This is a genomic window from Streptomyces sennicomposti (assembly GCF_019890635.1).
GTDB lineage: Bacteria > Actinomycetota > Actinomycetes > Streptomycetales > Streptomycetaceae > Streptomyces > Streptomyces sennicomposti.
The window spans coordinates 247,899-273,479 of record NZ_JAIOAB010000001.1 but is presented as its reverse complement, the minus strand read 5'-3'; the positions used below and the strand labels follow the sequence as shown (position 1 = coordinate 273,479).

Annotated in this window: 12 protein-coding genes, 1 tRNA gene and 1 pseudogene; 11 read left to right on the top strand and 3 right to left on the bottom strand. The window is 72.4% G+C overall.

Annotation, left to right across the window (positions count from 1 at the left end; genetic code table 11):
- Window positions 1–44: 44 nt before the first annotated feature.
- Both K7787_RS01035 and K7787_RS01030 read left to right on the top strand, forming a co-directional pair.
- Window positions 45–788 carry a DegT/DnrJ/EryC1/StrS family aminotransferase gene (locus K7787_RS01035; protein WP_282107213.1) on the top strand — a complete coding sequence of 248 codons (744 nt, stop codon included), beginning with the start codon at window positions 45–47 and terminating at the stop codon, window positions 786–788.
- 42 nt (window positions 789–830) lie between these two features.
- Window positions 831–903: transfer RNA gene (locus K7787_RS01030), tRNA-Thr, on the top strand.
- Between the two features lie 79 nt (window positions 904–982).
- Here the strand turns inward: K7787_RS01030 and K7787_RS01025 are convergent.
- A pseudogene (locus K7787_RS01025) lies at window positions 983–3,741 on the bottom strand (SpoIIE family protein phosphatase).
- Between the two features lie 396 nt (window positions 3,742–4,137).
- Between K7787_RS01025 and K7787_RS01020 the strand changes: the two are divergent.
- From K7787_RS01020 to K7787_RS00980, 9 genes are all read left to right on the top strand, one after another.
- Window positions 4,138–9,705, top strand: a complete 5,568-nt coding sequence (locus K7787_RS01020) for a HAMP domain-containing protein (protein ID WP_223000120.1) — start codon at window positions 4,138–4,140, stop codon at window positions 9,703–9,705.
- A gap of 340 nt (window positions 9,706–10,045) precedes the next feature.
- On the top strand, window positions 10,046–10,723 hold the full coding sequence (locus K7787_RS01015; protein WP_009191009.1) for a response regulator: 678 nt from the start codon (window positions 10,046–10,048) through the stop codon (window positions 10,721–10,723).
- 478 nt (window positions 10,724–11,201) lie between these two features.
- Complete coding sequence (locus tag K7787_RS01010) at window positions 11,202–14,051, top strand: DNA translocase FtsK (protein WP_223000119.1); 2,850 nt, start codon at window positions 11,202–11,204, stop codon at window positions 14,049–14,051.
- Between the two features lie 299 nt (window positions 14,052–14,350).
- Window positions 14,351–15,193, top strand: coding sequence for a helix-turn-helix domain-containing protein (locus tag K7787_RS01005; protein ID WP_019981942.1), 843 nt, complete (start codon window positions 14,351–14,353; stop codon window positions 15,191–15,193).
- Between the two features lie 102 nt (window positions 15,194–15,295).
- Window positions 15,296–16,768, top strand: coding sequence for a 30S ribosomal protein S12 methylthiotransferase RimO (rimO, locus tag K7787_RS01000; RefSeq protein ID WP_169436578.1), 1,473 nt, complete (start codon window positions 15,296–15,298; stop codon window positions 16,766–16,768).
- Window positions 16,765–17,634 (top strand): CDP-diacylglycerol--glycerol-3-phosphate 3-phosphatidyltransferase, encoded by an 870-nt coding sequence (gene pgsA, locus K7787_RS00995; protein WP_223000118.1) that lies wholly within the window; start codon window positions 16,765–16,767, stop codon window positions 17,632–17,634. The genes rimO and pgsA overlap by 4 nt, the downstream gene beginning before the upstream one ends.
- Entirely contained in the window at window positions 17,631–18,176 is a 546-nt protein-coding gene (locus K7787_RS00990) for a CinA family protein (RefSeq protein ID WP_009191014.1), read from the top strand. The genes pgsA and K7787_RS00990 overlap by 4 nt, the downstream gene beginning before the upstream one ends.
- Window positions 18,177–18,285: 109 nt before the next feature.
- Window positions 18,286–18,660: a helix-turn-helix domain-containing protein gene (locus K7787_RS00985; protein ID WP_019981938.1), complete on the top strand. Its 375-nt coding sequence runs from the start codon at window positions 18,286–18,288 to the stop codon at window positions 18,658–18,660.
- Window positions 18,661–18,947: 287 nt separating this feature from the next.
- The gene (locus K7787_RS00980; RefSeq protein WP_223000117.1) at window positions 18,948–19,319 is read left to right on the top strand and encodes a hypothetical protein; all 372 of its coding nucleotides are present in this window, start codon (window positions 18,948–18,950) and stop codon (window positions 19,317–19,319) included.
- A gap of 28 nt (window positions 19,320–19,347) precedes the next feature.
- On the opposite strand, the gene K7787_RS00975 is transcribed toward K7787_RS00980, so the two are convergent.
- On the bottom strand, window positions 19,348–20,193 hold the full coding sequence (locus tag K7787_RS00975; RefSeq protein ID WP_223000116.1) for an Fpg/Nei family DNA glycosylase: 846 nt from the start codon (window positions 20,191–20,193) through the stop codon (window positions 19,348–19,350).
- 225 nt (window positions 20,194–20,418) lie between these two features.
- On the bottom strand, window positions 20,419–25,497 hold the full coding sequence (locus tag K7787_RS00970; protein ID WP_223000115.1) for an ATP-dependent helicase: 5,079 nt from the start codon (window positions 25,495–25,497) through the stop codon (window positions 20,419–20,421).
- Between the last annotated feature and the right edge of the window lie 84 nt (window positions 25,498–25,581).

Below are 25,581 nucleotides of genomic sequence, written 5' to 3'. Positions count from 1 at the left end.
CAAAGGGTTGGACCCCGAACTTCGGTTCCGGGTCCAACCCTTTTTTGTTTGCCGTCACGCGCCGTTCACATTGCGCTACGAGCATCTGCGCCATGAGGGCTACCGCACTGCTCAGGGCCGCCGGCGTCGGTGCCGGTGACGAGGTCGTCGTACCGGCGTTCGGCAATGTGGAGGTCGCCGAAGCGGTGATACAGGCCGGGGCGCAGCCGGTCTTCGCCGACATAGACCCGGTGACCTACTGTCTCGACGCCACCGCGGTCGAAGCGGCCGTCACTCCCCGGACGGCGGCCGTCGTTGTCGTCCACCGCTTCGGGCGGCCGGCCGACGCCCGGCGGCTGGGCGAGGTGGGGCGGCGGCACGGGCTGCTGGTGCTGGAGCACAGGGAGTCTGACGCGCCGTACGACGAGACGGCGCAGCGCCGGGAGCGGGCCGCCTATCTGGACGCGAAGCTGCGCGGAGTGCGCACGCCCGAGGCCGGCGCCGGGCACACCTACCAGCAGTACGTGGTGCGGGTGCCGGGCAACGGGCGGCCGGACCGGGACGCCTTCGCACGCGCCGTACGGGCCAGGGGAGTCGACTGCCGGGTGCCGGTCAAGACGCCGGTGCACCGACTGCCCGCGTTCCGCCGGTATCTGTCGCTGCCGGAGACCGAGCGGGCCGCCGAGGAGACGCTCGCGCTGCCCGTGGACGCCTCGCTGACGCGGCGGGAGATGCAGCGGATCGTGTCGGCGTGCAACGCGCTGGGCGGACCGATCGTGGTTGGGAGCACGGCCGGATTCGGGGTATGATCTATTCCGTTGCCGCGAGGGAAACCTCGAAAAAGGCGACCGGCCCCTATAGCTCAGTCGGCAGAGCGTCTCCATGGTAAGGAGAAGGTCAACGGTTCGATTCCGTTTGGGGGCTCCGAAGAGAAAAGGCCTCGCCCTTCCGGGCGGGGCCTTTTTCGTATCCCGAAGCTCGTACTCCGAAGTCGCCGCAGGGCTCAGTCCCTCGGGAGTTCCGGCACGCGCATCGCGAGGATCGCCATGTCGTCGGACGGCGCGTCCGAGGCGAAACGCTCCACCGCGCGCATGATGCGGGCCGCGACCGCGCCGGCCGTCAGCCCCGTGCACGTGGTGAGGACGTCGGCGAGGCCGTCGTCGCCCAACATCCGCGTGCCCTCGCGGCGCTCGGTGACGCCGTCCGTGACGCACAGCAGGACGTCGCCCGGCTCCAGGAGACCACCGACTGCTCGTACAGCTCCAGGTCCTCCATGACGCCGAGGAGCGGCTGCGGTTCGGCGGCCGGTTCCACCGAGCCGTCCTGGCGCAGGCGCAGCGGCAGCGGATGGCCGGCGCAGACCACCTTCAGATGGGCGCTGCCGTCCTCCTGCGGCCACAGCTCGCCGTAGAGGAGGGTGAGGAAGCGGCTGCGGGCCCCCTCGTCCAGGATGGCGGAGTTGAGGCGTTCCAGCACGGCCGGGCCGCCGTAGCCCTCGCGGGCCAGGAGGCGCAGCGCGTGCCGGGCCAGGCCCGTGACGGCCGCGGCCTCCGGGCCGGTGCCGCAGACGTCGCCGATGGCGAAGCCGTACGCGCCGTCGCGGATCGGGAAGAGGTCGTAGAAGTCGCCGCCGACCTCGTTGCCCTCGCCGGCCGCGCGGTAGATGACGTCGACCTCGACGCCGTCGATCTGCGGCAGGCCGGGCGGGAGCAGGCTGCGCTGGAGGGACTGGCTGATGGCCGTGCGCTCCGAGTACAGGCGGGCGTTGTCCAGGGCGAGCGCGGCGCGGCGGCTGAGGTCCTCGGCGAGTTCCAGGATCTCCTGGCGGAAGTGGTCGTCGGTGGGCTTGCCGAGGGTGAGCATGCCGATGACGCGGTTGCGGGCGACCAGGGGCAGGACGACGGTCTCTCCGCCGACCGCGGCGGCGGTGGCGAGGGTGGGGCCGATGGTGCTGCCGATGCGGTGGTGGGAGTCGCCGAGGCTGAGGCTGCGCATGGAGCTGCGCAGGGCGGCCTGGTGGGCGGCCTCGCCGGGGGCGGACCAGACGCGGGCTCCGGGGGTCGGCACCGGGTCGGGCGGGGCGATCTTCGACAGCAGGGACTTGATGCCGTCGATGAGTTCCTCGTCCTCGTGCAGGACGTAGGAGAGGTAGGGCTCGGAGGCCTGGTCGGCGATGGTGTAGACGGCGCACCAGGTGGCGAGGGTGGGGACCGTCATCTGCGCCATCAGGGCGAGGGTCTGGTCGCGGTCCAGGGTGCCGGCCAGCAGGTCGGAGGCCTCGACGAGGAAGCTGAGGGAGCCGCGGCGCAGCCGCTCCAGCTCGCCGAGGCGGGCCGATTCGACGGCCAGGGCGATGCGGTCGGCGGCGAACTGGAGGCGCAGCGCCTCCTCGTTGGAGTACCGGCCGGGGGCTTCGGCGGCGACGCCGAGTGAGCCGGTGAGGCGGCCCTCGACCTTCAGCGGGACCGTGACGACCGAGCGCATGCCGGTGCCGCCGAGCAGCGGGACGGCTGCGGGGGTGGCGCTGAGGTCGTCGTGGACGGCGGGCATGCGGGCCGAGCCGTAGCGGCCGGGGCCGGCCTCGACGGGGACGCGGGCGAAGCGCTGGCGGGCGGAGGGCAGGCCGGTGGAGGCGCGGACCTCCAGTTCGGTCTCGTCGTCGGTGGCCAGCAGCAGGAAGGCGGCGTCGCCGTCGAGCATGTCGCGGGCGCGTTCCACGGTGCGCTGGAGGAGGCCGTCGAGGTCGTCGGGGGCCGGGGAGCCGATGAAGACCTCGAACGGGTCGGTGGCGGAGCCGTCGGCTCCGGCGCCCGTGTCCCCGCTGGCCGGGACGCGCAACGGGGTCTGCAGGACGGCGCGTTCGTGGTCGCGCACGAGCAGGCAGACGGTGGAGGGTTCGCCGCCGGTGTCGCGGACGCGCAGATGGGAGGCGTAGACGGGGATGACGCGGCCGTGGGCGCCGCGGATGCCGTAGCTGCCCTCCCAGCGGGAGAGTCGGAGGGCCTCGGCGATGCCGGTGCCGGTGCCGGGGGTGTGCGGCCAGGCCGCGAGATCGGTGAGCGGCTTGCCGACGACCAGTTCCGGTGCGTAGCCGAAGAGTTCCTCGGCGTCCTCGTTCCAGGCGGTGATGGTGCCGCCGCGGTCGATCTGGACGACGGCGACGCGGACCCGGCCGTCGGCGAGCGGGAGGAGTTCGGCGGGCAGCGCGGGGCCGGCGGCGCGGGTGCCGACCGGGCGTGCGGGCAGGTCGAGTTGGAACCAGACCATCTTGTGGGTGGGCGTGTACTCGACGCCCCAGCGGCCGGCCAGGGCGGCGCACAACTGCAGGCCGCGGCCGCCCTCGCGGTCGGGGCTGCCCATGTCGACGGCGGCGCCCTGGAGGGGGATCTCACGTTCGGGGTAGCGGTCGCAGACCTCGATCCGTACCCCTTCGTCACTGCGCAGGCACAGCACGTCGGCGGCGGTGCCGGCGTGGACGACGGCGTTGGTGACCAGTTCACTGGTGAGGACCACGGCGTCGTCGACGATGTCGCCGAAGCCCCACCCCTGGAGGGTGTCGCGGACGAAGGAGCGGGCGGTCGCGACCGATCGTCCCAGGGGCTCGAAACTGGCGGCCGCGCGCGCGGTGATCACAGAACTCCTCGTCCGGTTGTCGACAGGCGGGTCCTCGGGGCCGCGCGGCTCGCCGCGCTGCTCCGGCAGCTGCGCGCCCTGCGGCCGCGGCTCCGGGGGCTGTTCCCCGGGGATCACTCCGGTGGTCATTGTGTGCGGCCGCCCTCCGATGCCCGCTCGTTTCCGTGCCACCGCCCATGGCCGGCCGGACCGGCGCGGCTGGACAGCCGCATGCAAGGTTACTTACCTTCGCCGCCCGTGCGGATGCCGGTCATCGGTGATTTCGCCCGGAGGGTGTGCGGACGGTGTGCGAAGCTGCCGAACTGTTATGGCCTGGTTCGGTGGGGGTGAAACACTGGGCAGGCTCATGGTGTCGGTTCGGTCGGGCGGGGTGCGTTCTCCGCTTGCGGGTAGGCAGCCCTTTCGTGTGGCCTGGTCGCATCGGGCAGACGTACGCGGCGGTAACTGATACGCCGATCAGTAGGTACTACTAGCCGTAGTGCCGTCAGCACAGCAGTGAAGGTCGACCCCTGCGGGAGGGACACAGTGGAGTCTGGCGCAGCGACGCGGGGCACTAAGACGCGCGCGAAAGGCGGACCGTCCGGATCGTCCCTGACCGGCCGGCGCGCACCGCGCGGCGGCACCACCGCGGTGGACACGGCCGCCCTGAACCGGCTGCTGGCCGCGCTGGTGGGGATGCGGGACGGGAACTTCCGCAAGCGGCTCACGGTGTCCGGCGACGGCGTGATGTCGGAGATCGCCGCGGTCTTCAACGAGGTGGCCGACCGCAATCTGCACCTGACGGGCGAGCTGGCGCGGGTGCGGCGCATGGTCGGCCGTGAGGGAAAACTCACCGAGCGGCTGGAGACGGGCGCCTGCGAGGGCTCCTGGGCGGCGGCGATCGAGAACTCCAACGCGCTCGTCGACGATCTCGTACGGCCCGTCTCCGAGGTGGGACGGGTGCTGTCGGCGGTCGCCGAGGGCGATCTCTCGCCGCGCATGGAGCTGCGCACCCAGTCCGCCGAGGGCACGGGACATCCGTTGCGCGGCGAGTTCCTGAAGGTCGGGCGGACGGTCAACAATCTGGTCGACCAGTTGTCGACGTTCACCGACGAGGTCACCCGGGTGGCCAGTGAGGTGGGCACCGAGGGGAAGCTGGGCGGGCAGGCGCGGGTGCGTGGTCTGTCCGGCTCCTGGAAGGACCTCACCGACTCCGTCAACACCATGGCGTCGCGGCTGACCGCTCAGGTGCGCGACATCGCGCTGGTGACGACGGCGGTGGCCAAGGGCGATCTGTCGCGCAAGGTGACGGTGCACGTCGCCGGCGAGATGCTCGAGCTGAAGAACACCGTCAACACGATGGTCGACCAGCTCTCCGCGTTCTCCTCGGAGGTGACGCGGGTCGCCCGCGAGGTGGGCACGGACGGCATCCTGGGCGGCCAGGCGCATGTGCCGGGGGTGGACGGCACCTGGAAGGAACTCACCGACTCGGTGAACCTGATGGCCGGCAATCTGACGGCTCAGGTGCGCGGTATCGCCCAGGTGACGACGGCGGTCGCCAACGGCGATCTGTCGCAGAAGGTGACCGTCCCGGCGCGCGGCGAGGTCGCGCGGCTGGCCGAGACGATCAACCAGATGACCGAGACGCTGCGGATCTTCGCGGACGAGGTCACGCGCGTGGCCAACGAGGTCGGAGCGGAGGGCCGGCTCGGCGGGCAGGCGAACGTGCCCGGTGTGGCCGGGACGTGGAAGGACCTCACGGACTCCGTCAACACGGTGTTCCGCAACCTCACCACCCAGGTGCGTGACATCGCCGCGGTGACGACGGCGGTGGCCAGCGGTGACCTGTCGCAGAAGGTCACCGTCGACGTGGCCGGCGAGATGCTGGAGCTGAAGAACACCGTCAACGGCATGGTGGACCAGCTCTCGGCGTTCGGCGCCGAGGTGACGCGGGTGGCGCGGGAGATCGGCGTCGAGGGCGAGCTGGGCGGCCAGGCGCAGGTGCCGGGCGCGGCGGGCACCTGGAAGGACCTCACCGACTCCGTCAACACCGCGTTCCGCAACCTCACCGGTCAGGTGAGGAACATCGCGCAGGTGACGACGGCGGTGGCCAACGGCGACCTGTCGCAGAAGGTCACCGTGGACGTCTCCGGCGAGATGCTCCAGCTGAAGAACACCGTGAACACGATGGTGGACCAGCTGTCCTCGTTCGCCGACCAGGTGACCCGGATGGCGCGGGACGTGGGCACCGAGGGCCGCCTCGGCGGCCAGGCGCGCGTGGACGGCGTGTCGGGCACCTGGAAGGAGCTGACCGACTCCGTCAACTCCATGGCGTCCAACCTCACCGGTCAGGTGAGGAACATCGCGCAGGTGACGACGGCGGTGGCGCGCGGCGACCTGTCGCAGAAGATCGACGTCGACGCGCGCGGGGAGATCCTGGAGCTGAAGAACACCATCAACACGATGGTCGACCAGCTCTCCGCCTTCGCCGACCAGGTCACCAAGGTGGCCCGTGAGGTGGGCACCGAGGGGCGGCTCGGCGGCCAGGCGCAGGTGCCCGGCGTGGCCGGGGTGTGGCGCGACCTGACCGACTCGGTGAACGGCATGGCCGGCAACCTCACCTCGCAGGTGCGCAACATCGCCCAGGTCGCCACCGCCGTGGCCCGCGGCGACCTCTCCCAGAAGATCACCGTGGACGCGCGCGGGGAGATCCAGGAGCTGAAGAACACCCTCAACACGATGGTGGACCAGCTCTCCTCGTTCGCGCAGGAGGTCACGCGCGTGGCCCGCGAGGTGGGCACCGAGGGCATCCTCGGCGGCCAGGCCGAGGTGCAGGGGGTGGCCGGCACCTGGAAGGACCTCACCCAGTCCGTGAACTTCATGGCGAACAACCTGACCATCCAGGTCCGCAACATCGCCGAGGTCACGACCGCCGTCGCCAAGGGCGACCTGTCGAAGAAGATCACCGTCGACGCCAAGGGCGAGATCCTGGAGCTGGTCACCACCGTCAACACGATGGTCGACCAGCTGTCCTCCTTCGCCGAGCAGGTGACGCGAGTGGCCCGCGAGGTGGGCACGGAGGGCATCCTCGGCGGGCAGGCGCACGTGCCGGGCGTGGTCGGCATCTGGAAGGACCTCAGCGACAACGTCAACCTGATGGCCAACAACCTGACCATGCAGGTGCGCAACATCTCCCAGGTGGCGGCGGCCGTCGCCAACGGCGACCTGACGCGGACGGTGACGATCGAGGCGCGCGGCGAGGTCGCGCAGCTCGCCGACACCTTCAACACCATGGTCAAGACGCTCAGCTCGTTCGCCGACCAGGTCACCAAGGTGGCCCGCGAGGTGGGCACGGACGGCATCCTGGGCGGCCAGGCGTACGTCCCCGGCGTGGCCGGCACCTGGAAGGACCTCACCGAGTCGGTGAACCAGATGGCGTCCAACCTGACCGGTCAGGTGCGCAACATCGCCATGGTCACCACCGCCATCGCCAAGGGCGACCTGACCAAGAAGATCGACATCGACGCGCGCGGGGAGATCCTGGAGCTGAAGACGACCATCAACACGATGGTCGACCAGCTGTCCTCGTTCGCCGAGGAGGTCACCCGGGTCGCCCGCGAGGTGGGCACCGAGGGGCAGCTCGGCGGGCAGGCGCGGGTGCGGGACGTGGACGGCACCTGGCGGGACCTGACCGAGTCGGTGAACGAGATGGCCGGGAACCTGACCCGGCAGGTGCGCGCCATCGCGCGCGTGGCGACCGCCGTGACCCGCGGCGACCTGAATCTGAAGATCGACGTGGACGCGTCCGGCGAGATCCAGGAACTCCAGGACTACATCAACAAGATGATCGCCAACCTGCGCGACACCACGATCGCCAACAAGGAGCAGGACTGGCTCAAGGGCAATCTGGCCCGGATCTCGGCGCTGATGCAGGGCCGCCGGGACCTCCAGGACGTGGCGTCGCTGATCATGAGCGAGCTGACGCCGGTGGTGTCCGCGCAGCACGGCGCGTTCTTCGTCGCCATGCCGCCGGCCGACGGCAGCGACCTCGGCGGCGACCCGGACAACGCCTACGAGCTGCGCATGCTCGGCTCCTACGGCTACTCGATGGGCTCCATGCCGACGTCGTTCCGGCCGGGCGAGGCGCTGATCGGGACGGCCGCCGAGGAGAAGCGCACGATCCTCGTCACGGACGCGCCCAGCGGCTATCTGAAGATCGCCTCCGGGCTCGGCGAGGCCCCACCGGCCCAGGTGATCGTGCTGCCCGTGCTGTTCGAGGGAAAGGTCCTCGGCGTCATCGAGCTGGCCTCGTTCACGCCGTTCACGCAGATCCAGAAGGACTTCCTGAACCAGATCGCGGAGATGATCGCGACCAGCGTCAACACCATCTCCGTCAACACCAAGACCGAGCAGCTGCTCAAGCAGTCCCAGGAGCTTACCGAGCAACTGCGCCTGAGGTCGGAGGAGTTGGAGCAGCGGCAGAAGGCGCTGCAGGCGTCCAACGCCGAACTGGAGGAGAAGGCCGAGCTGCTGGCCCAGCAGAACCGGGACATCGAGGCGAAGAACTCCGAGATCGAGGAGGCGCGGCAGGTCCTGGAGGAGCGCGCCGAGCAGCTCGCGGTCTCCATGCGCTACCGCAGCGAGTTCCTGGCCAACATGTCGCACGAGCTGCGCACGCCGCTGAACTCCCTGCTGATCCTGGCCAAGTTGCTCGCCGACAACGCCGAGGGGAACCTCTCCCCGAAGCAGGTGGAGTTCGCCGAGACCATCCACGGCGCGGGCTCCGACCTGCTCCAGCTGATCAACGACATCCTGGACCTGTCGAAGGTCGAGGCGGGCAAGATGGACGTCTCCCCGACGCGCATCGCCCTCGTCCAGCTGATCGACTACGTGGAGGCCACCTTCCGGCCGCTGACCGCCGAGAAGGGCCTGGACCTGTCGGTGCGGGTCTCGCCGGAGCTGCCCGCCACGCTGCACACCGACGAGCAGCGGCTGCTCCAGGTGCTGCGCAACCTGCTGTCCAACGCGGTGAAGTTCACCGACTCCGGGTCGGTGGAGCTGGTGATCCGCCCGGCGCGGGACGACGTGCCGCAGGCGATCCGGGAGCAGTTGCTGGAGGCCGGGTCGCTCACCGACCCGGAGGCGGACATGATCGCGTTCTCCGTCACCGACACCGGCATCGGCATCGCGGCCAGCAAGATGCGGGTGATCTTCGAGGCGTTCAAGCAGGCCGACGGCACCACCAGCCGCAAGTACGGCGGCACGGGCCTCGGGCTGTCGATCTCCCGGGAGATCGCCCAGCTGCTCGGCGGCGAGATCCACGCGCAGAGCGAACCGGGCCGCGGCTCCACGTTCACCCTGTACCTGCCGCTGCACCCGGGCGAGCTGCCGCCGCACGGCTACCAGCAGCCCGCCTCCGCGCTCGACGCCGACGAGCTGGTCGCGGCCGCCGAGCCGCACCTGTCCGAACTGCCCGGCCTCTCGGAGCTGTCCGAGCTCTCGGCGGCCGAGGTGGAGACGCCGGCCGAGGTGAAGTCGTACCAGGAGACGCAGAACGGCGCGGCCGCGCTGTTCCGCCGCCGCCGCAAGGCGCTGCCCGCCGGCCGGCAGCAGGAACCGGGCCAGGGGCAGGGCCAGGGCCAGGAGTACGAGGACGAGCGGGAGCCGGGGCCGGCCGGTACGTCCGCCACGGCCGCCGAGGCCGAAGCCGCGGCGAAGGCGCACCGGGACATCCGGTTCGGCGGCGAGAAGGTGCTCATCGTCGACGACGACATCCGCAACGTCTTCGCCCTGACCAGCGTCCTGGAGCAGCACGGCCTGTCGGTGCTGTACGCCGAGAACGGCCGCGAGGGCATCGAGGTGCTGGAGCAGCACGACGACGTGGCGGTCGTCCTGATGGACATCATGATGCCCGAGATGGACGGTTACGCGACGACGACGGCGATCCGCAGGATGCCGCAGTTCGCCGGGCTGCCGATCATCGCGCTGACCGCGAAGGCGATGAAGGGCGACCGGGAGAAGGCGATCGGCTCGGGCGCCTCCGACTACGTCACCAAGCCGGTCGACCCCGACCATCTGCTGTCCGTGATGGAGCAGTGGATGCGGGGGGAGTGACGTACGGAACGGGAGTGATCCGGGGAACACGGGGCAGGGGAGGAAGTGGCGTAAGTGCCGGGGCGGCAGGCTTCGGGACGCGGGCGGAGTCATCGACTCCGGGCGCCCGGAGCCGTGTAGAAGTGCGGGAATCGGGGAACCTTCTCGTCTCCCGCTCCGTTTCCGCTACGTGCACAGTGACATCGCGGTGACAGGGTGTGGCGACGGGCGGGGTGCGGCTACGATGACCGGCACAAGGACGGACGGCTCACGGGAGTCGTCCCCTGGGGCGGCACCCGCCGGTGCCTCCCCGGTTCCTGCGGACAGGGGCGGCCCCAAGCCGGGGCGAGGAGGGCGGGCCATGGTGCAGAAGGCCAAGATCCTCCTGGTCGATGACCGGCCGGAGAATCTGCTGGCGCTGGAGGCCATCCTCTCTGCGCTCGATCAGACGCTGGTGCGGGCATCGTCCGGGGAGGAAGCGCTCAAAGCACTGCTCACGGACGACTTCGCGGTCATTCTGCTGGACGTGCAGATGCCGGGCATGGACGGATTCGAGACAGCCGCGCACATCAAGAGGCGGGAGCGGACCCGGGACATCCCGATCATCTTCCTCACCGCGATCAACCACGGCCCGCACCACACCTTCCGCGGGTACGCTGCGGGCGCGGTGGACTACATCTCGAAGCCGTTCGACCCGTGGGTGCTGCGCGCGAAGGTCTCGGTCTTCGTCGACCTGTACATGAAGAACTGCCAGCTCAAGGAGCAGGCCGCTCTGCTCCGCCTCCAGCTGGAGGGCGGCGGCAAGGAGGGCGGCACCGGCGAGGGCAAGGAGTCCGCCGGCCTGCTCGCCGAGCTGTCCGCGCGCCTGGCCGCCGTCGAGGAACAGGCCGAGGCGCTGTCCAAGCAGCTGGACGACGAGTCCGCGGACGCGGCCGCCGTCGCGACGGCGGCGCACCTCGAACGGAAGCTGACCGGCCTGCGCCGGGCCCTGGACGCGCTGGAACCGGGGACGGGGAGCGGGGCTTCGGTGCCTTCTTGAGGGGTGCCGGGCGGGGTCGGTCGCCGGCCGGGGATCGGGGGCCGGTCGGGGGTCGGGGGCGCTGGTGGGGCTGAGGGCGGGCGGGGTGCCGGCGGGGGGCGGGAGGGGTCGGTGGCTGCCGGGGCGGGTTGGCCTCCTTGGGGGCGGGCGCGGGCCGGCCGTGGCGGCCGGGTGGGGTGGTGGCGTGGGCGGGTGCGCGGTGGGCTTGCTGAGGGAGCGGCTGTCTGCCCGGCGATGGGTGGGGGGGCGTTATGAGTGGTTGGGTTGGGCCATGTTCGGCCTTAGGAGCCGCAACGGGTGGCCCGTTTTCGCCACTTGTCGGGTCGAGCGGCCGACGGGCCGGGTGAGCCGGGGCGAATCGGCGGCTTGGCGGCCCTGGTGAGGTCGCGTCAGCTTGGCGTCTCTGCGCGGGCGACACGAACGGGTGAAGGCGGGCGCACACGTGTCCGGCGTCCTCTCCACCGGTAATCTCACACCTATGGCCTCACGTCCCTCCGCAGCCAAGAAGCAGCCCGCCAAGAAGGCGGCCGCTCCCTCCAAGGCTCCGGCGAAGAAGGCCGCTGCGAAAAGGCCCCCCGCGAAGAAGGCCCCCGCCCGTAAGGCGCCCGCCAAGAAGGCCGCCGCCCGGCCCGCGGCCCGGCCCGCGCCGAGTCCGACCGGGGGCGTGTACCGGGTGGTGCGCGCCCTCTGGCTGGGGCTTGCGCACGCCGTCGGCGCCGTGTTCCGGGGGATAGGGCAGGGCGCCCGGAATCTCGACCCCGCGCACCGCAAGGACGGCGTCGCCCTGCTGCTGCTCGCCGTCGCCCTGATCGTCGCCGCCGGCACCTGGGCCGATCTGCGCGGGCCGGTCGGCGATCTGGTCGAGGTGCTGGTGACCGGGGCCTTCGGGCGGCTGGACCTGCTCGTGCCGATCCTGGTCGGCATCATCGCCGTACGCCTCATCCGGCACCCGGAGAGGCCCGAGGCCAACGGCCGTATCGTCATCGGCCTGTCCGCGCTCGTCCTCGGCGTGCTCGGGCAGGTGCACATCGCCTGCGGCTCACCGGCCCGCAGCGACGGCATGCAGGCGATAAGGGACGCCGGCGGCCTCATCGGCTGGGGGGCGGCCACCCCGCTGACGTACATGATGGGCGAGATGCTGGCCGTGCCGCTGCTGGTGCTGCTCACCGTGTTCGGCCTGCTGGTGGTCACCGCCACCCCGGTCAACGCCATCCCGCAGCGGCTGCGGCTGCTCGGGGTCAAGCTCGGCCTGCTGCCGGACCCGGAGGACGACGAGTTCGACGCGTACACCGAGTACACCGAGGACGACGCCCGCTACGACGACCAGTGGCGCGAGGCGCTGCCCGCGCGCCCCCGCAAGCGGCGGAGCGCCCCCCAGGGGTACAACCCTGAGGGCGTCGAGCAGGAGGCGCTGGCCAAGCGGCGCGGCCGGCCCCGGCGTTCCGCCGTGCCGCAGCCCGACATGGACCAGCGGCTGGACGCCGTGGACGTCGCCGCCGCTGCCGCCGCCGCGCTCGACGGCGCCGTGCTGCACGGCATGCCGCCCTCGCCGGTCGTCGCGGACCTCACCCAGGGCGTCACCGCGGGCGCCGAGCGCGGGGAGTCCTCGGCACCGACGCCGACTCCCACGCCGAGCCCGGCCTCCGCTTCGGCTCCGGCCGTCGCTCCCACGCCCGTTCCCGCCGCGCGTCCCGAGCAGGACGCCCCGGCGGCGAAGGCCCGCGCGGAGGCGCCGGCCCCCCGGCCCGCGCGCGAGGAGCCGACCGGCGGCGTGCCCGACCTCACCAAGAGCCCGCCCGCCGAGACGACCCGCGACCTGCCGCCCCGCGCCGAACAGCTCCAGCTGTCCGGCGACATCACCTACGCCCTGCCCGCCCTGGACCTGCTGGAGCGCGGCGGCCCCGGCAAGGCGCGCAGCGCCGCCAACGACGCGATCGTCGAATCGCTCACCACCGTCTTCACCGAGTTCAAGGTCGACGCCCGCGTCACCGGCTTCACCCGCGGCCCGACGGTCACCCGCTACGAGGTCGAACTCGGGCCCGCCGTGAAGGTGGAGCGCATCACCGCGCTGACGAAGAACATCGCCTACGCCGTCGCCAGCCCCGATGTGCGGATCATCAGCCCGATCCCCGGCAAGTCCGCGGTCGGCATCGAGATTCCCAACACCGACCGGGAGATGGTCAACCTCGGCGACGTGCTGCGGCTGGCCGCGGCGGCCGAGGACGACCATCCGATGCTGGTCGCGCTCGGCAAGGACGTCGAGGGCGGCTACGTGATGGCGAACATCGCGAAGATGCCGCACATCCTGGTCGCCGGCGCCACCGGCTCTGGCAAGTCGTCCTGCATCAACTGCCTGATCACCTCGATCATGATGCGGGCGACCCCGGAGGACGTCCGGATGGTCCTGGTCGACCCCAAGCGGGTCGAGCTGACCGCCTACGAGGGCATCCCGCATCTGATCACGCCGATCATCACCAACCCCAAGCGGGCCGCCGAGGCGCTGCAATGGGTGGTGCGCGAGATGGACCTGCGCTACGACGACCTCGCCGCGTACGGCTTCCGGCACATCGACGACTTCAACGCCGCCGTCCGCAGCGGCAAGGCGAAGGCGCCCGAGGGCAGCGAGCGCGAGCTGCAGCCGTACCCGTACCTGCTGGTGATCGTGGACGAGCTGGCCGACCTGATGATGGTGGCGCCGCGCGACGTCGAGGACGCCATCGTGCGCATCACCCAGCTCGCCCGCGCCGCCGGCATCCACCTGGTGCTCGCCACGCAGCGGCCCTCGGTCGACGTCGTCACCGGTCTGATCAAGGCGAACGTGCCCTCCCGCCTCGCCTTCGCCACCTCCTCGCTCGCCGACAGCCGCGTCATCCTCGACCAGCCCGGCGCCGAGAAGCTGATCGGCAAGGGCGACGGGCTGTTCCTGCCGATGGGCGCCAGCAAGCCCACCCGGATGCAGGGCGCCTTCGTCACCGAGGACGAGGTCGCCGCCGTCGTACGGCACTGCAAGGACCAGATGGCGCCCGTCTTCCGGGACGACGTCACCGTCGGCAGCAAGCAGAAGAAGGAGATCGACGAGGACATCGGCGACGACCTCGACCTGCTGTGCCAGGCCGCCGAGCTGGTCGTCTCCACCCAGTTCGGGTCCACCTCCATGCTCCAGCGCAAGCTGCGCGTCGGCTTCGCCAAGGCCGGACGGCTCATGGACCTGATGGAGTCCCGGAACATCGTCGGCCCCAGCGAGGGCTCCAAAGCGCGTGACGTTCTTGTGAAACCCGACGACCTGGACGGTGTACTGGCGCTGATTCGGGGAGAGTCCGAGGGGTAGGCGAGGGGGAGCAGTCCCTCCGGCGGCTTCGCCCGCCGCGGCTTGCGGGCGGACGGTTTTCGTGATCGTCCCGTTAGCCGCCGGCGGGCAACCCTTCGCGCCGGCCGCACGTCCAGTTCAGCAAGAGGTCCGGTGTGGGCCCCACCAAGTCCCACCACGGGTTTCGCAGCTGTCCCGCCATCGGATTGACCGGCCATTCCGATGGCGTACAAAGTCGTACCGCCGGGTCGCTCCACCCTTTGGCACACCCCTAGACTGAATGTCCAGCACAGGCGGCTACACGCTCGAAAGGCGCCCCCGTGTCCATCGGCAACTCCCCTGAAGACGAGCGTCCGTTCGAAGACGTTTCCGAGGAAGCCCGCCCCTCCATCGGCCGTGTCCTGAAGGACGCGCGGCTCGCCGCCGGCCTGACCGTCGACGAGATCAGTACCGCCACCCGCGTCCGCATCGCCATCGTGCACGCCATCGAGGCCGACGACTTCGCCCCCTGCGGCGGCGACGTCTACGCCCGCGGACACATCCGGACCCTGGCCCGCGCCGTCCATCTCGACCCCGCCCCGCTGCTCGACCAGTACGCCGCCGAGCACGGCGGCCGGCCCGCGCCCACCCCGGCCGCCCCCCTCTTCGAGGCGGAACGTATCCGCCCCGAGCGGCGCGGACCGAACTGGACCGCCGCCATGGTCGCCGCGATCGTCGTCGTGATCGGATTCGTCGGTTTCACCGCCGTCAAGGGCGGTGGCGGCGACAGCTCCGACAAGACGCAGCTCGCCGAGGGCGCCACGGCGAGCACCAGCACCTCCGCCGCGCCGGCCCCGAAGAAGACCAAGCCCGCCGACCCCAAGCCCGCCCCGTCCGACAGCGCCATCGCGGCCGCCCCCCAGGACAAGGTGACCGTCCAGGTCAGCGCCCCCAACGGCCGCAGCTGGATCTCCGCCAAGGACCACAACGGCCGCATGCTCTTCGACGGCCTGCTGAACAAGGGCGAGTCCAAGACCTTCCAGGACAACACCAAGATCAACCTGATTCTCGGCGACGCCGGCGCCATCGAGCTGTACGTCAACGGCAAGAAGATCGAGGACCAGTTCCAGCCGGGCGCAGTGGAACGCCTCACGTACACCAAGGGCGACCCGCAGGTCGGATAGCCCGTGAGCAGGGGCCCGGCAGGGCACGCGGACAAGGGGTTGGCCAAGATCGGCCAACCCCTTCGACGTGGGCCGCAGCGGAGACGAAGTAGTCTTGAGCCCATGCCTGAACGCCGTACCGTCGCACTCGTCACTCTCGGCTGCGCCCGTAACGAGGTGGACTCGGAGGAGCTCGCAGGCCGTTTGGAGGCGGACGGCTGGCAGCTCGTGGAGGACGCCGCGGACGCGGACGTCGCCGTGGTCAACACCTGTGGCTTCGTGGAAGCCGCCAAGAAGGACTCCGTCGACGCCCTCCTGGAGGCCAACGACCTCAAGGACCACGGCAGAACGCAGGCCGTCGTCGCCGTCGGCTGCATGGCCGAGCGGTACGGCAAGGAGCTGGCCGAGGCCCTGCCCGAGGCCGACGGCGTGCTCGGCTTCGACGACTACGCCGACATCTCCGACCGCCTCCAGACCATCCTCAGCGGCGGCATCCACGCCGCGCACACCCCGCGCGACCGCCGCAAGCTGCTGCCGATCAGCCCGGCCGAGCGCCAGGAGGCGGGCGCCGCCGTCGCCCTGCCCGGGCACGGCCCCGCCGACCTGCCCGAGGGCGTCGCCCCGGCCTCCGGACCGCGCGCACCCCTGCGCCGCCGCCTGGACGGCTCCCCGGTCGCCTCCGTCAAGCTCGCCTCCGGCTGCGACCGGCGCTGCTCGTTCTGCGCCATCCCGTCCTTCCGCGGCTCCTTCATCTCCCGCCGCCCCAGCGACGTGCTGAACGAGACCCGCTGGCTGGCCGAGCAGGGCGTCAAGGAGATCATGCTGGTCTCCGAGAACAACACCTCCTACGGCAAGGACCTCGGCGACATCCGCCTCCTGGAGTCCCTGCTGCCCGAGCTGGCCGAGGTCGACGGCATCGAGCGGGTGCGGGTCAGCTACCTCCAGCCGGCCGAGATGCGCCCCGGCCTGATCGACGTGCTGACCTCCACCCCGAAGGTCGCCCCCTACTTCGACCTCTCCTTCCAGCACTCCGCGCCGGGCGTGCTGCGCGCCATGCGCCGCTTCGGCGACACCGACCGCTTCCTGGAGCTGCTCGACACCATCCGGAGCAAGGCGCCCCAGGCCGGCGTGCGCTCCAACTTCATCGTCGGCTTCCCCGGCGAGTCCGAGGCCGACCTCGCCGAGCTGGAGCGCTTCCTGAACGGCGCCCGGCTGGACGCCATCGGCGTCTTCGGCTACTCCGACGAGGAGGGCACCGAGGCGGCGACGTACGAGAACAAGCTGGACCAGGACGTCGTCGACGAGCGGCTGGCGCACATCTCGCGGCTGGCCGAGGAACTCGTCTCCCAGCGCGCCGAGGAGCGCCTGGGCGAGACGGTGCGGGTACTCGTGGAGTCCGTGGACGCCGAGGAGGGCGCCCTCGGCCGGGGCGAGCACCAGGCTCCGGAGACGGACGGCCAGGTGCGGCTCACCGACGCCGAGGGACTGACCGCCGGCCGTATGGTCGAGGCGAAGGTGGTCGGTACGGAGGGTGTCGACCTGGTGGCCGAGCCGCTGACGGGCGCGTTCGCGTGTAGTGAGGAGACGGGCAGATGACCGGAGTCCCGGCATCCGCGGCGGGCGGTTCCTCCGGCGCGCAGGGAGCGGCCGCCGGCCGCGCCGACGCGCGCGGCGCCACCGGCGCCCTGGAGACCCCCGGGGCCTCCGGGACCACTGGGACCTCCGGGACCTCTGGGCCTTTGGGCACCGCCCGTCTCGGCTCCGGTGATTCCGGCGCCTCCAAAGCCGCCTCCCGCCCGGCGGGCGGCGGCGCGCCCCAGCAGGACGGCGGCCGGACCCCGCGCGGCGGGAAGATCACGGCCGCCGCCGTCAACCAGGCCAGCGTGTGGAACGTCGCCAATCTGCTGACGATGCTGCGGCTGCTCCTGGTGCCCGGCTTCGTCGCGCTGATGCTGGCCGACGGCGGCTACGACCCGGCGTGGCGCTCCTTCGCCTGGGCCGCCTTCGCCATCGCCATGATCACCGACCTGTTCGACGGTCATCTGGCACGGACCTACAACCTCGTCACCGACTTCGGGAAGATCGCCGACCCGATCGCCGACAAGGCGATCATGGGCGCGGCGCTGATCTGTCTGTCCGGCCTCGGCGATCTGCCGTGGTGGGTGACCGGAGTGATCCTCGGCCGGGAACTCGGCATCACCCTGCTGCGTTTTCTGGTCATTCGCTACGGCGTCATCCCGGCCAGCCGTGGCGGCAAGCTGAAGACCCTCACCCAGGGCGTCGCCGTCGGGATGTACGTGCTGGCGCTGACGGGCTGGCTGGCCAGCCTCAGGTTCTGGGTGATGGCCGCCGCCGTGGTGCTGACCGTGGTGACGGGACTGGACTATGTGCGGCAGGCCATCGTGCTGCGGCGGCGGGGAATCGCCGAGCGCCGCGCGGCGTTGGAGGAGTCGCAAGGGTGAGTTCGCCGGCCACCGAAGTGGTGCACCTACTCACGGTGAGGGGCGAGACGGTCGCCGTCGCCGAGTCGCTGACCGGTGGACTGGTCGCGGCCGAGATCACCTCGGTGCCCGGGGCCTCCAAGGTCTTCCGGGGTTCCGTCACCGCCTACGCCACGGAGCTGAAGCATCGGCTGCTCGGGGTGGACGCCACCCTGCTGGCGCAGCGCGGTGCGGTGGATCCGCAGGTCGCGGCCGAGATGGCGGCGGGTGTGCGCACGGCGCTCGGCGCCGACTGGGGCATCGCGACCACCGGTGTGGCGGGCCCGGACCCCCAGGACGGCAAGCCCGTCGGGACGGTTTTCGTGGCCGTGAGCGGGCCCGCGGGGGCCGGTTCCGGCGCCTCGTGCGACGGGAAAACGGCCGCGCTGCGGTTGAACGGCGACCGGGCGGAAATTCGTATGGAGAGTGTACGGAGCGTACTCGCACTGCTCCTGGAGCGGATTGCGGGCGAACAGACTGGGAATGAGCGGGCACAGGATACGGAACGGAACGGGGGGTTTTGATGTTTGCAGCCCTGAGTGAACACGACATCGCTCCCCGCACGGCCGCAGCGCGAGGCGGTACGGTGGGGCGTGAAGGATGCGGCTACGCGGTCCGAGGAGGGAGCCACCGATGATTCTGCTCCGTCGCCTGCTGGGTGACGTGCTGCGTCGGCAGCGCCAACGCCAGGGCCGTACTCTGCGCGAAGTCTCCTCGTCCGCCCGAGTCTCGCTCGGCTATCTCTCCGAGGTGGAGCGGGGGCAGAAGGAGGCTTCCTCCGAGCTGCTCTCCGCGATCTGCGACGCGCTGGACGTACGGATGTCCGAGCTGATGAGGGAAGTGAGCGACGAGCTCGCCCTCGCCGAGCTGGCCCAGTCTGCTGCGGCCACCGAGAGCGTGCCCACGCCGGTTCGCCCGATGCTGGGTTCCGTGTCGGTGACCGGTGTGCCACCGGAACGGGTGACCATCAAGGCGCCCGCCGAGGCGGTGGACGTGGTCGCGGCGTGACCTGCCGCACGCGCGTGCACTGACGCCTGCGTTCGTGAGGCCCCGGCCGGGGCTCTCCGGGAGACCCCGGGGGAGACCTGGCCGGGGCCTTCGTGCGTGTGCTGCGGGACGCGGTCGTCGCCCCGGGTGTCCGGCGCGTTTGCCGCGGGGGTGCCGTGCGGTGATGGTGGAGGCCGGGCCGCGGTGCGCTCGACCGGCGCTGACGCGTGAGCGAGCGCCCCCGCGTACCCCGGTGCGCCCTCCTGTGGGCGTGGGCGGCGTTCTAGCGTCGGGCTGGAGGTGGGTGCGTGGGTGCGACGGCTGGGCCGGCAGTCCGCTGGTGCGCCGCCCTGGGGCTCGGCGCGGTGTGGTGGTGGGCGGTGCTGCGGCTGGTGTTCTCCAGGGACGCGGGCGTGCTCGAGGGGGCGATCACGGCGGGCGGCTGGGGCGTGAGCGTGCTGCCGGTGCACTGTGTGCCGAAGGGCGAGGGGAAGGCGGCGGGGAGGGCTGCGGGGCGTGCGGCGGCTGGGGCCGTCGACGGGGGTGACGACGAGGGGGCCGCGAGGACGGCGGATGCCGAAGGCGTGGCTGCGGACGGTGTGGCTGCGGGCGGCGTGACTGTGGAGGGCGTGGCTGCTGAGGGGGACACGGGAGCGGACGGCGTGGACGCGGCGGTGTGAGCCGCGGTGGTTCGGCGACCGGACGGCGTCACCTGTCCGTACGGCGGTAGCGGTCGCGCCATCTCTGGGGTGAGCCGGGCGGTGGGGCGGGGCCCTTCTGGCAGGTGGGACACCAGTAGGTGGGGCGCTCCTGGGCGCCGTCGCCCTGGTCGGCCACCCGGACGGAGGTCCCGCAGCGCAGACAGGGACGGGGCGCCCGGCCGTAGACGAACAGATCCTGGCCGCGCAGGCCGGTGGTCCGGCGCACCACCCGGTCCCGGTTGGCCTCCAGCAGCTTCTTGGCGAGGGCCGGCAGCTTGGCGGCGCGGTCGGCGGGCAGGGCGCCGACGGGCAGCCACGGGGTCACTCCGAGCAGGAAGCACAGCTCGCTCTTGTAGACGTTGCCGATGCCGGCGAGATTGCGCTGGTCGAGCAGGGCCTCGCCGAGCTGCCGTGCCGGGTCGGCCAGGAGATTGGCCAGGGCGAGGTCCGGGTCCCAGTCGGGGCCGAGCAGGTCCGGGCCGAGATGGCCGACCGTGCGGTCCTCCTCGCTGGTGCGCAGCAGTTCCAGCACGGGGAGGCGGTAGCCGACGGCGGCGCGTCCGGCGGTGGCCAGGACGACGCGGATCTGGTGGGCGGGGCCGCCCTTCCAGCGCTCGCCGTCGCCGTACACCTTCCAGGCGCCCTCCATCCGCAGATGCGTGTGCAGGGTCAGGCCGCCCTCGACGCGGGTGAGCAGGTGTTTGCCGCGGGCGATCGTGTTCAGCACGGTGCGGCCGGAGAGGTCGACCGTGGCGTACTGCGGCACCCGGAAGTCGCTGCGGGTCAGCACCCGGCCGGCGAGCGCCTCGTGCAGCCGCCGGGCGGCCTGCCAGACCGTGTCACCTTCGGGCATGGCTCAAGGGTGACACGCGGCTGTGCGGCGGCGCTTCGGCCGCCTCCGCTGCCGCGGTGTCGATCAGGTGCGGGTCCGCTTCGAGGCGCGGACTCGCTTTGGCGCATGGGTCCGTTTCTGCGTACGGGTCTGCTTCGGGGCGCGGGCTCGCTTCGGCGTACCGGTCCGCTTCTGCGTGCGGGTCTGCTTCGACGTAGGGGGTCACTTCGGTCATGTCGGGTCCGGTCAGGCGCGAAGGCGCAGTCCGCGCGGGGTGGCGATGAAGCCCGCTCCTTCCAGCAGGGCGCCGATGGGGGAGGTCAGCGCGGCGGCGCCGTTGACGCGCTCCACGGTGACCGTGCCGAGGGAGCCCGCGCGGGCGGCCGTGGCCAGGGCCTCGGCGGCGGCTCTCAGGCGTGGGTCGTCGGTGACCGAGCCGTCCGGGTCGGCGGGCCACGCCAGCAGGGTCTTCCCGCCGCGCTCCATGTAGAGCGTCAGTTCGCCGTCCACCAGCACCACCAGGGAGCCCGCCTTGCGGCCCGGCTTGTGCCCGGCGCCGGTCGGCGGTTCGGGCCAGGGCAGGGCCGCCCCGTAGGCGTTGGCGGGGTCCGCGGCGGCGAGGACGATCGCCCGGGAGTCGGCCGCGCCGCCGCGTCCCCGCCGCTCTCCGAAGCCGGAGGTACGGGGACCGCCGGAGTCTCCGCCCCTCGGGCCGCCGTAGCCGGGGGAGCCGAAGCCCCGGGGCGGGGTACGGCCGCCCGGCGCGCCGCGCTCGGCGTCGAGCCAGTCGAAGTCGCCGTCGAGGTCCGCGCCGAAGCCGTCGGGCAGCCCGAAGCCGCTGGACGGTCCGGACCCGTCGGACGGCGCGGAAACGTCGGGCGGCACGGGCCCGTCGGACGGCGCGGACCCGTCGGGCGGTCGGGAAGCGAGGGGCGGTGCGAAACCGCTGTCCTGGTCGAAGCCGTTGCCCTGTGCGAGACCGGGGGGCTGCTCGAAGGCGGTGGACGGCGGGGCGGCGGGGAACGACCCGAAGGCGTCCTGCGCGCCGCCGCGTCCGAACTCCGTGCCGGACAGGCCCTCGCCCCGCTCGCGGGCGTTGGCCGCCGCGCGGAGCCGGTCGACCGCGCCGTCCATCGCGAACTGGGCCGCGCCCAGCCCCTCCACCACGTAGCCGCGCCGGGCCTGGCCGCTCTCCTCGAAGACGGACAGCACCCGGTACACCGCCGAGAAACCACCCTCCACGCCCTCGGCGGACACCGCTCCCCGGGTGACCACACCGTGCCGGTCGAGGAGGGTGCGGGCCAGGGCGTGGGCGCGCACGGTGGCGTCGGTGTCGCGGCCCGGCAGCAGGGACCAGCGGCCCCCGACGGTCGGCGGGCCGGTGCGGGAGGCGGTGCGGGCGGCGGCGGTCAGCGAGCCGTAACGCCCGCGCGGGACGGTGCGCTTGGCGCGGTGCGCCGTGGACCCGGCGGTGCGGCCCGAGCCGAGCAGGGCCCGCATCGGGGCGAGCGTGTCGTTGGTGAGTCGGCCCGACCAGGCCAGGTCCCAGAGGGCGTCGGCCAGTTGCGGGTCGGTCGCCTCCGGGTGGGTGGTCGCGCGGACCTGGTCGGCGATCTGACGGAAGAACAGTCCGTAGCCGCCTGACAGGGCGTCCAGCACCGACTGGTGGAGCGGCGTCAGCTCCAGCGGGTGCGGCGGCGGCAGAAGCAGGGGGGCCGCGTCGGCGAGGTAGAGGGAGACCCAGCCGTCCTTGCCGGGCAGCGCGCCCGCTCCCGCCCACACGACCTCGCCGGCCGCGGTGAGTTCGTCGAGCATCGCCGGGCTGTAGTCCGTCACGCGGGAGGGCAGGACCAGCTTCTCCAGCGCGGAGGCGGGCACCGAGGCGCCCTGCAACTGCTCGACCGCGCGCACCAGTCCGTCGACGCCCCGCAGGCCGTGGCCCTTGCCGATGTGCTGCCACTGCGGCAGGAACTGCGCCAGCGCGGCCGGCGGCACCGGCTCCAGCTCGTGCCGCAGCGCGGCCAGCGAACGCCGCCGCAGCCGCCGCAGGACCGCCGCGTCGCACCACTCCTGGCCGATGCCCGCCGGATGGAACTCGCCCTGGACGACCCGGCCCGCCCCGGCCAGCCGGTGCAGTGCCCCGTCGGTGACCGCGACGCCCAGGCCGAAGCGGGCGGCGGCCGTGGCCGAGGTGAACGGGCCGTGGGTGCGGGCATAGCGGGCGAGCAGGTCGCCCAGCGGGTCCTTGACCGGCTCGGTGAACGCCTCCGGGACGCCGACCGGCAGCGCCGTGCCGAGCGCGTCGCGCAGCCGGCCCGCGTCCTCGATCGCGGCCCAGTGGCCGGTGCCGGCGATGCGGACCCGGATGGCGCGGCGCGCCCCGGCCAGCTCCTCGGCCCAGCCGGGTTCCGCGCCCCGCTCGGCCAGCTCCGCGTCGGTGAGCGGGCCGAGCAGCCGCAGCACGTCGGCGACGCCCTCGACGTCCTTGATCCGGCGGTCCTCGGTCAGCCACTGCAGCTCCCGCTCCAGCTCGGCCAGCACCTCGGCGTCCAGCAGCTCGCGCAGCTCCGCCTGGCCGAGCAGTTCGGCCAGCAGCCGGGAGTCCAGCGAGAGCGCGGCGGCCCGGCGCTCGGCGAGCGGCGAGTCGCCCTCGTACAGGAACTGCGCGACGTAGCCGAACAGCAGGGAGCGCGCGAAGGGGGACGGCTCCGGTGTGGTCACCTCGACCAGGCGGACCTTGCGGGACTCGATGTCGCCCATCAGCTCGACCAGTCCGGGCACGTCGAAGACGTCCTGGAGGCACTCGCGGATCGCCTCCAGGACGATCGGGAACGAGCCGAACTCGCTGGCGACCTCCAGCAGCTGCGCGGCGCGCTGGCGCTGCTGCCACAGCGGGGTGCGCTTGCCCGGACTGCGGCGGGGCAGCAGCAGGGCGCGGGCGGCGCACTCGCGGAAGCGGGCGGCGAACAGGGCCGAGCCGCCGACCTGGTCGGTGACGATCTGGTCGACCTCGCCCTTGTCGAAGACGACGTCCCCCGCCCCGACGGGCGCCTGCTCGGCGTCGTACTGCGTGCCGGCCCGGGCGGGCTCCTGGTCGAGGAGGTCCAGGCCCATCAGGTCGGCGTCCGGCAGCCGCAGCACGATGCCGTCGTCGGCGTGCATGACCTGCGCGTCCATGCCGTACCGCTCGGAGAGCCGGGCACCGAGCGCCAGCGCCCACGGGGCGTGCACCTGCGCGCCGAAGGGCGAGTGGACGACGACCCGCCAGTCGCCCAGCTCGTCGCGGAAGCGCTCCACGACGATCGTCCGGTCGTCGGGCACATGGCCGCAGGCCTCGCGCTGCTCCGCGAGGTAGGAGAGGACGTTGTCGGCGGCCCACGCGTCCAGGCCCGCCGTCAGCAGCCGGAGGCGGGCGTCCTCCTGGGACAGGGAGCCGACCTCGCGCAGGAACGCGCCCACCGCGCGGCCCAGTTCCAGCGGGCGGCCGAGCTGGTCGCCCTTCCAGAACGGCAGCCGCCCCGGCACGCCCGGCGCGGGCGAGACGAGGACCCGGTCGCGGGTGATGTCCTCGATGCGCCAGGAGCTGGTGCCCAGCGTGAAGACGTCGCCGACCCGGGACTCGTAGACCATCTCCTCGTCCAGCTCGCCGACCCGGCCGCCGCCCTTCTTCGGGTCGGAGCCGGCGAGGAAGACCCCGAACAGGCCGCGGTCCGGGATCGTGCCCCCGGAGGTGACGGCGAGGCGCTGCGCGCCGGGCCGCCCGGTGACCGTGCCCGCCACGCGGTCCCACACCACGCGCGGGCGCAGCTCGGCGAACGCGTCGGACGGATAGCGGCCGGCGAGCATGTCCAGCACGGCCGTGAACGCCGACTCGGGCAGCGACGCGAACGGCGCCGCCCGGCGGACCGTGGCGAGCAGGTCGTCCACCTGCCAGGTGTCCAGCGCCGTCATCGCCACGAGCTGCTGAGCGAGGACGTCCAGCGGATTGGCGGGCACCCTCAGCGACTCGATGGCTCCCGAGCGCATCCGCTCGGTGACCACCGCCGCCTGCACCAGGTCGCCGCGGTACTTGGGGAAGACGACGCCGGTGGAGACCGCGCCGACCTGGTGCCCGGCCCGGCCCACCCGCTGGAGCCCGGAGGCCACGGACGGCGGCGACTCCACCTGCACCACGAGATCGACGGCGCCCATGTCGATGCCCAGCTCCAGGCTGGAGGTGGCCACCACCGCCGGCAGACGGCCCGCCTTCAGGTCCTCCTCGACCAGGGCGCGCTGCTCCTTGGAGACCGAGCCGTGGTGCGCGCGGGCGATGACGGCGGGCGCGCCGTGCGCCGCGCCCGAGCCGCCCATCAGCTCGGCCGGGGAGTGGTGCTCGTCCAGGGACTCGCCGGTGGCCCGCTCGTAGGCGATCTCGTTGAGCCGGTTGCACAGGCGCTCGGCCAGGCGGCGCGAGTTGGCGAACACGATGGTGGAGCGGTGCGCCTGGACGAGGTCGGTGATCCGCTCCTCGACGTGCGGCCAGATCGAGGGCCGTTCCGCGCCGTCGCCGCCGTCGGCCGCCGGGGAGCCGCCCAGCTCGCCGAGGTCCTCGACCGGGACGACGACCGACAGGTCGAACTCCTTGCCGGACTCCGGCTGGACGATCTCCACCTTGCGGCGCGGCGACAGATAGCGGGCGATCTCGTCGACCGGGCGGACCGTCGCGGACAGGCCGATACGCCGGGCCGGCTTGGGCAGCAGCTCGTCCAGGCGCTCCAGGGACAGTGCGAGATGGGCGCCGCGCTTGGTGCCCGCGACCGCGTGGACCTCGTCCAGGATCACCGTCTCGACGCCGGTCAGCGCGTCGCGCGTGGCGGACGTCAGCATCAGGAACAGCGACTCGGGGGTGGTGATCAGGATGTCCGGCGGGCGCGTGGCGAGGGCGCGGCGCTCGGCGGCCGGGGTGTCGCCGGAGCGGATGCCGACCTTCACCTCCGGCTCGGGCAGCCCCAGCCGCACCGACTCCTGCCGGATGCCGGTGAGCGGACTGCGCAGGTTGCGCTCCACGTCGACGGCGAGGGCCTTGAGCGGGGAGACGTACAGCACCCGGCAGCGCTTCTTCGGGTCGGCCGGGGGAGGCGTGGAGGCGAGCTGGTCGAGGGCGGCGAGGAAGGCGGCCAGCGTCTTGCCGGAGCCGGTCGGGGCGACCACCAGCACGTCCGAGCCCTCGCCGATCGCCCGCCACGCCCCCGCCTGGGCCGCGGTGGGCGCGGAGAAGGCCCCCGTGAACCAGCCGCGGGTCGCGGGGGAGAAGCCGCCGAGGGCGGGGTGCGGATCGCCTGCCATGCGTTCCATCCTGCACCCGGCCACTGACAATCGCCCTGACCTGCGCTTTCGCCCGCGCCGACCGGGTGCCGGCACGGCCCGCCC

What these genes read in the sequence shown, in the direction of transcription:
- rimO (WP_169436578.1), top strand. Translation starts at nt 15,296, where the DNA reads ATGCCTGAACGCCGTACCGTCGCACTCGTCACTCTCGGCTGCGCCCGT.
- K7787_RS01015 (WP_009191009.1), top strand. Translation starts at nt 10,046, where the DNA reads ATGGTGCAGAAGGCCAAGATCCTCCTGGTCGATGACCGGCCGGAGAAT.
- K7787_RS00970 (WP_223000115.1), bottom strand. Translation starts at nt 25,497, where the DNA reads ATGGCAGGCGATCCGCACCCCGCCCTCGGCGGCTTCTCCCCCGCGACC.
- K7787_RS00975 (WP_223000116.1), bottom strand. Translation starts at nt 20,193, where the DNA reads ATGCCCGAAGGTGACACGGTCTGGCAGGCCGCCCGGCGGCTGCACGAG.
- pgsA (WP_223000118.1), top strand. Translation starts at nt 16,765, where the DNA reads ATGACCGGAGTCCCGGCATCCGCGGCGGGCGGTTCCTCCGGCGCGCAG.
- K7787_RS01010 (WP_223000119.1), top strand. Translation starts at nt 11,202, where the DNA reads ATGGCCTCACGTCCCTCCGCAGCCAAGAAGCAGCCCGCCAAGAAGGCG.
- K7787_RS00985 (WP_019981938.1), top strand. Translation starts at nt 18,286, where the DNA reads ATGATTCTGCTCCGTCGCCTGCTGGGTGACGTGCTGCGTCGGCAGCGC.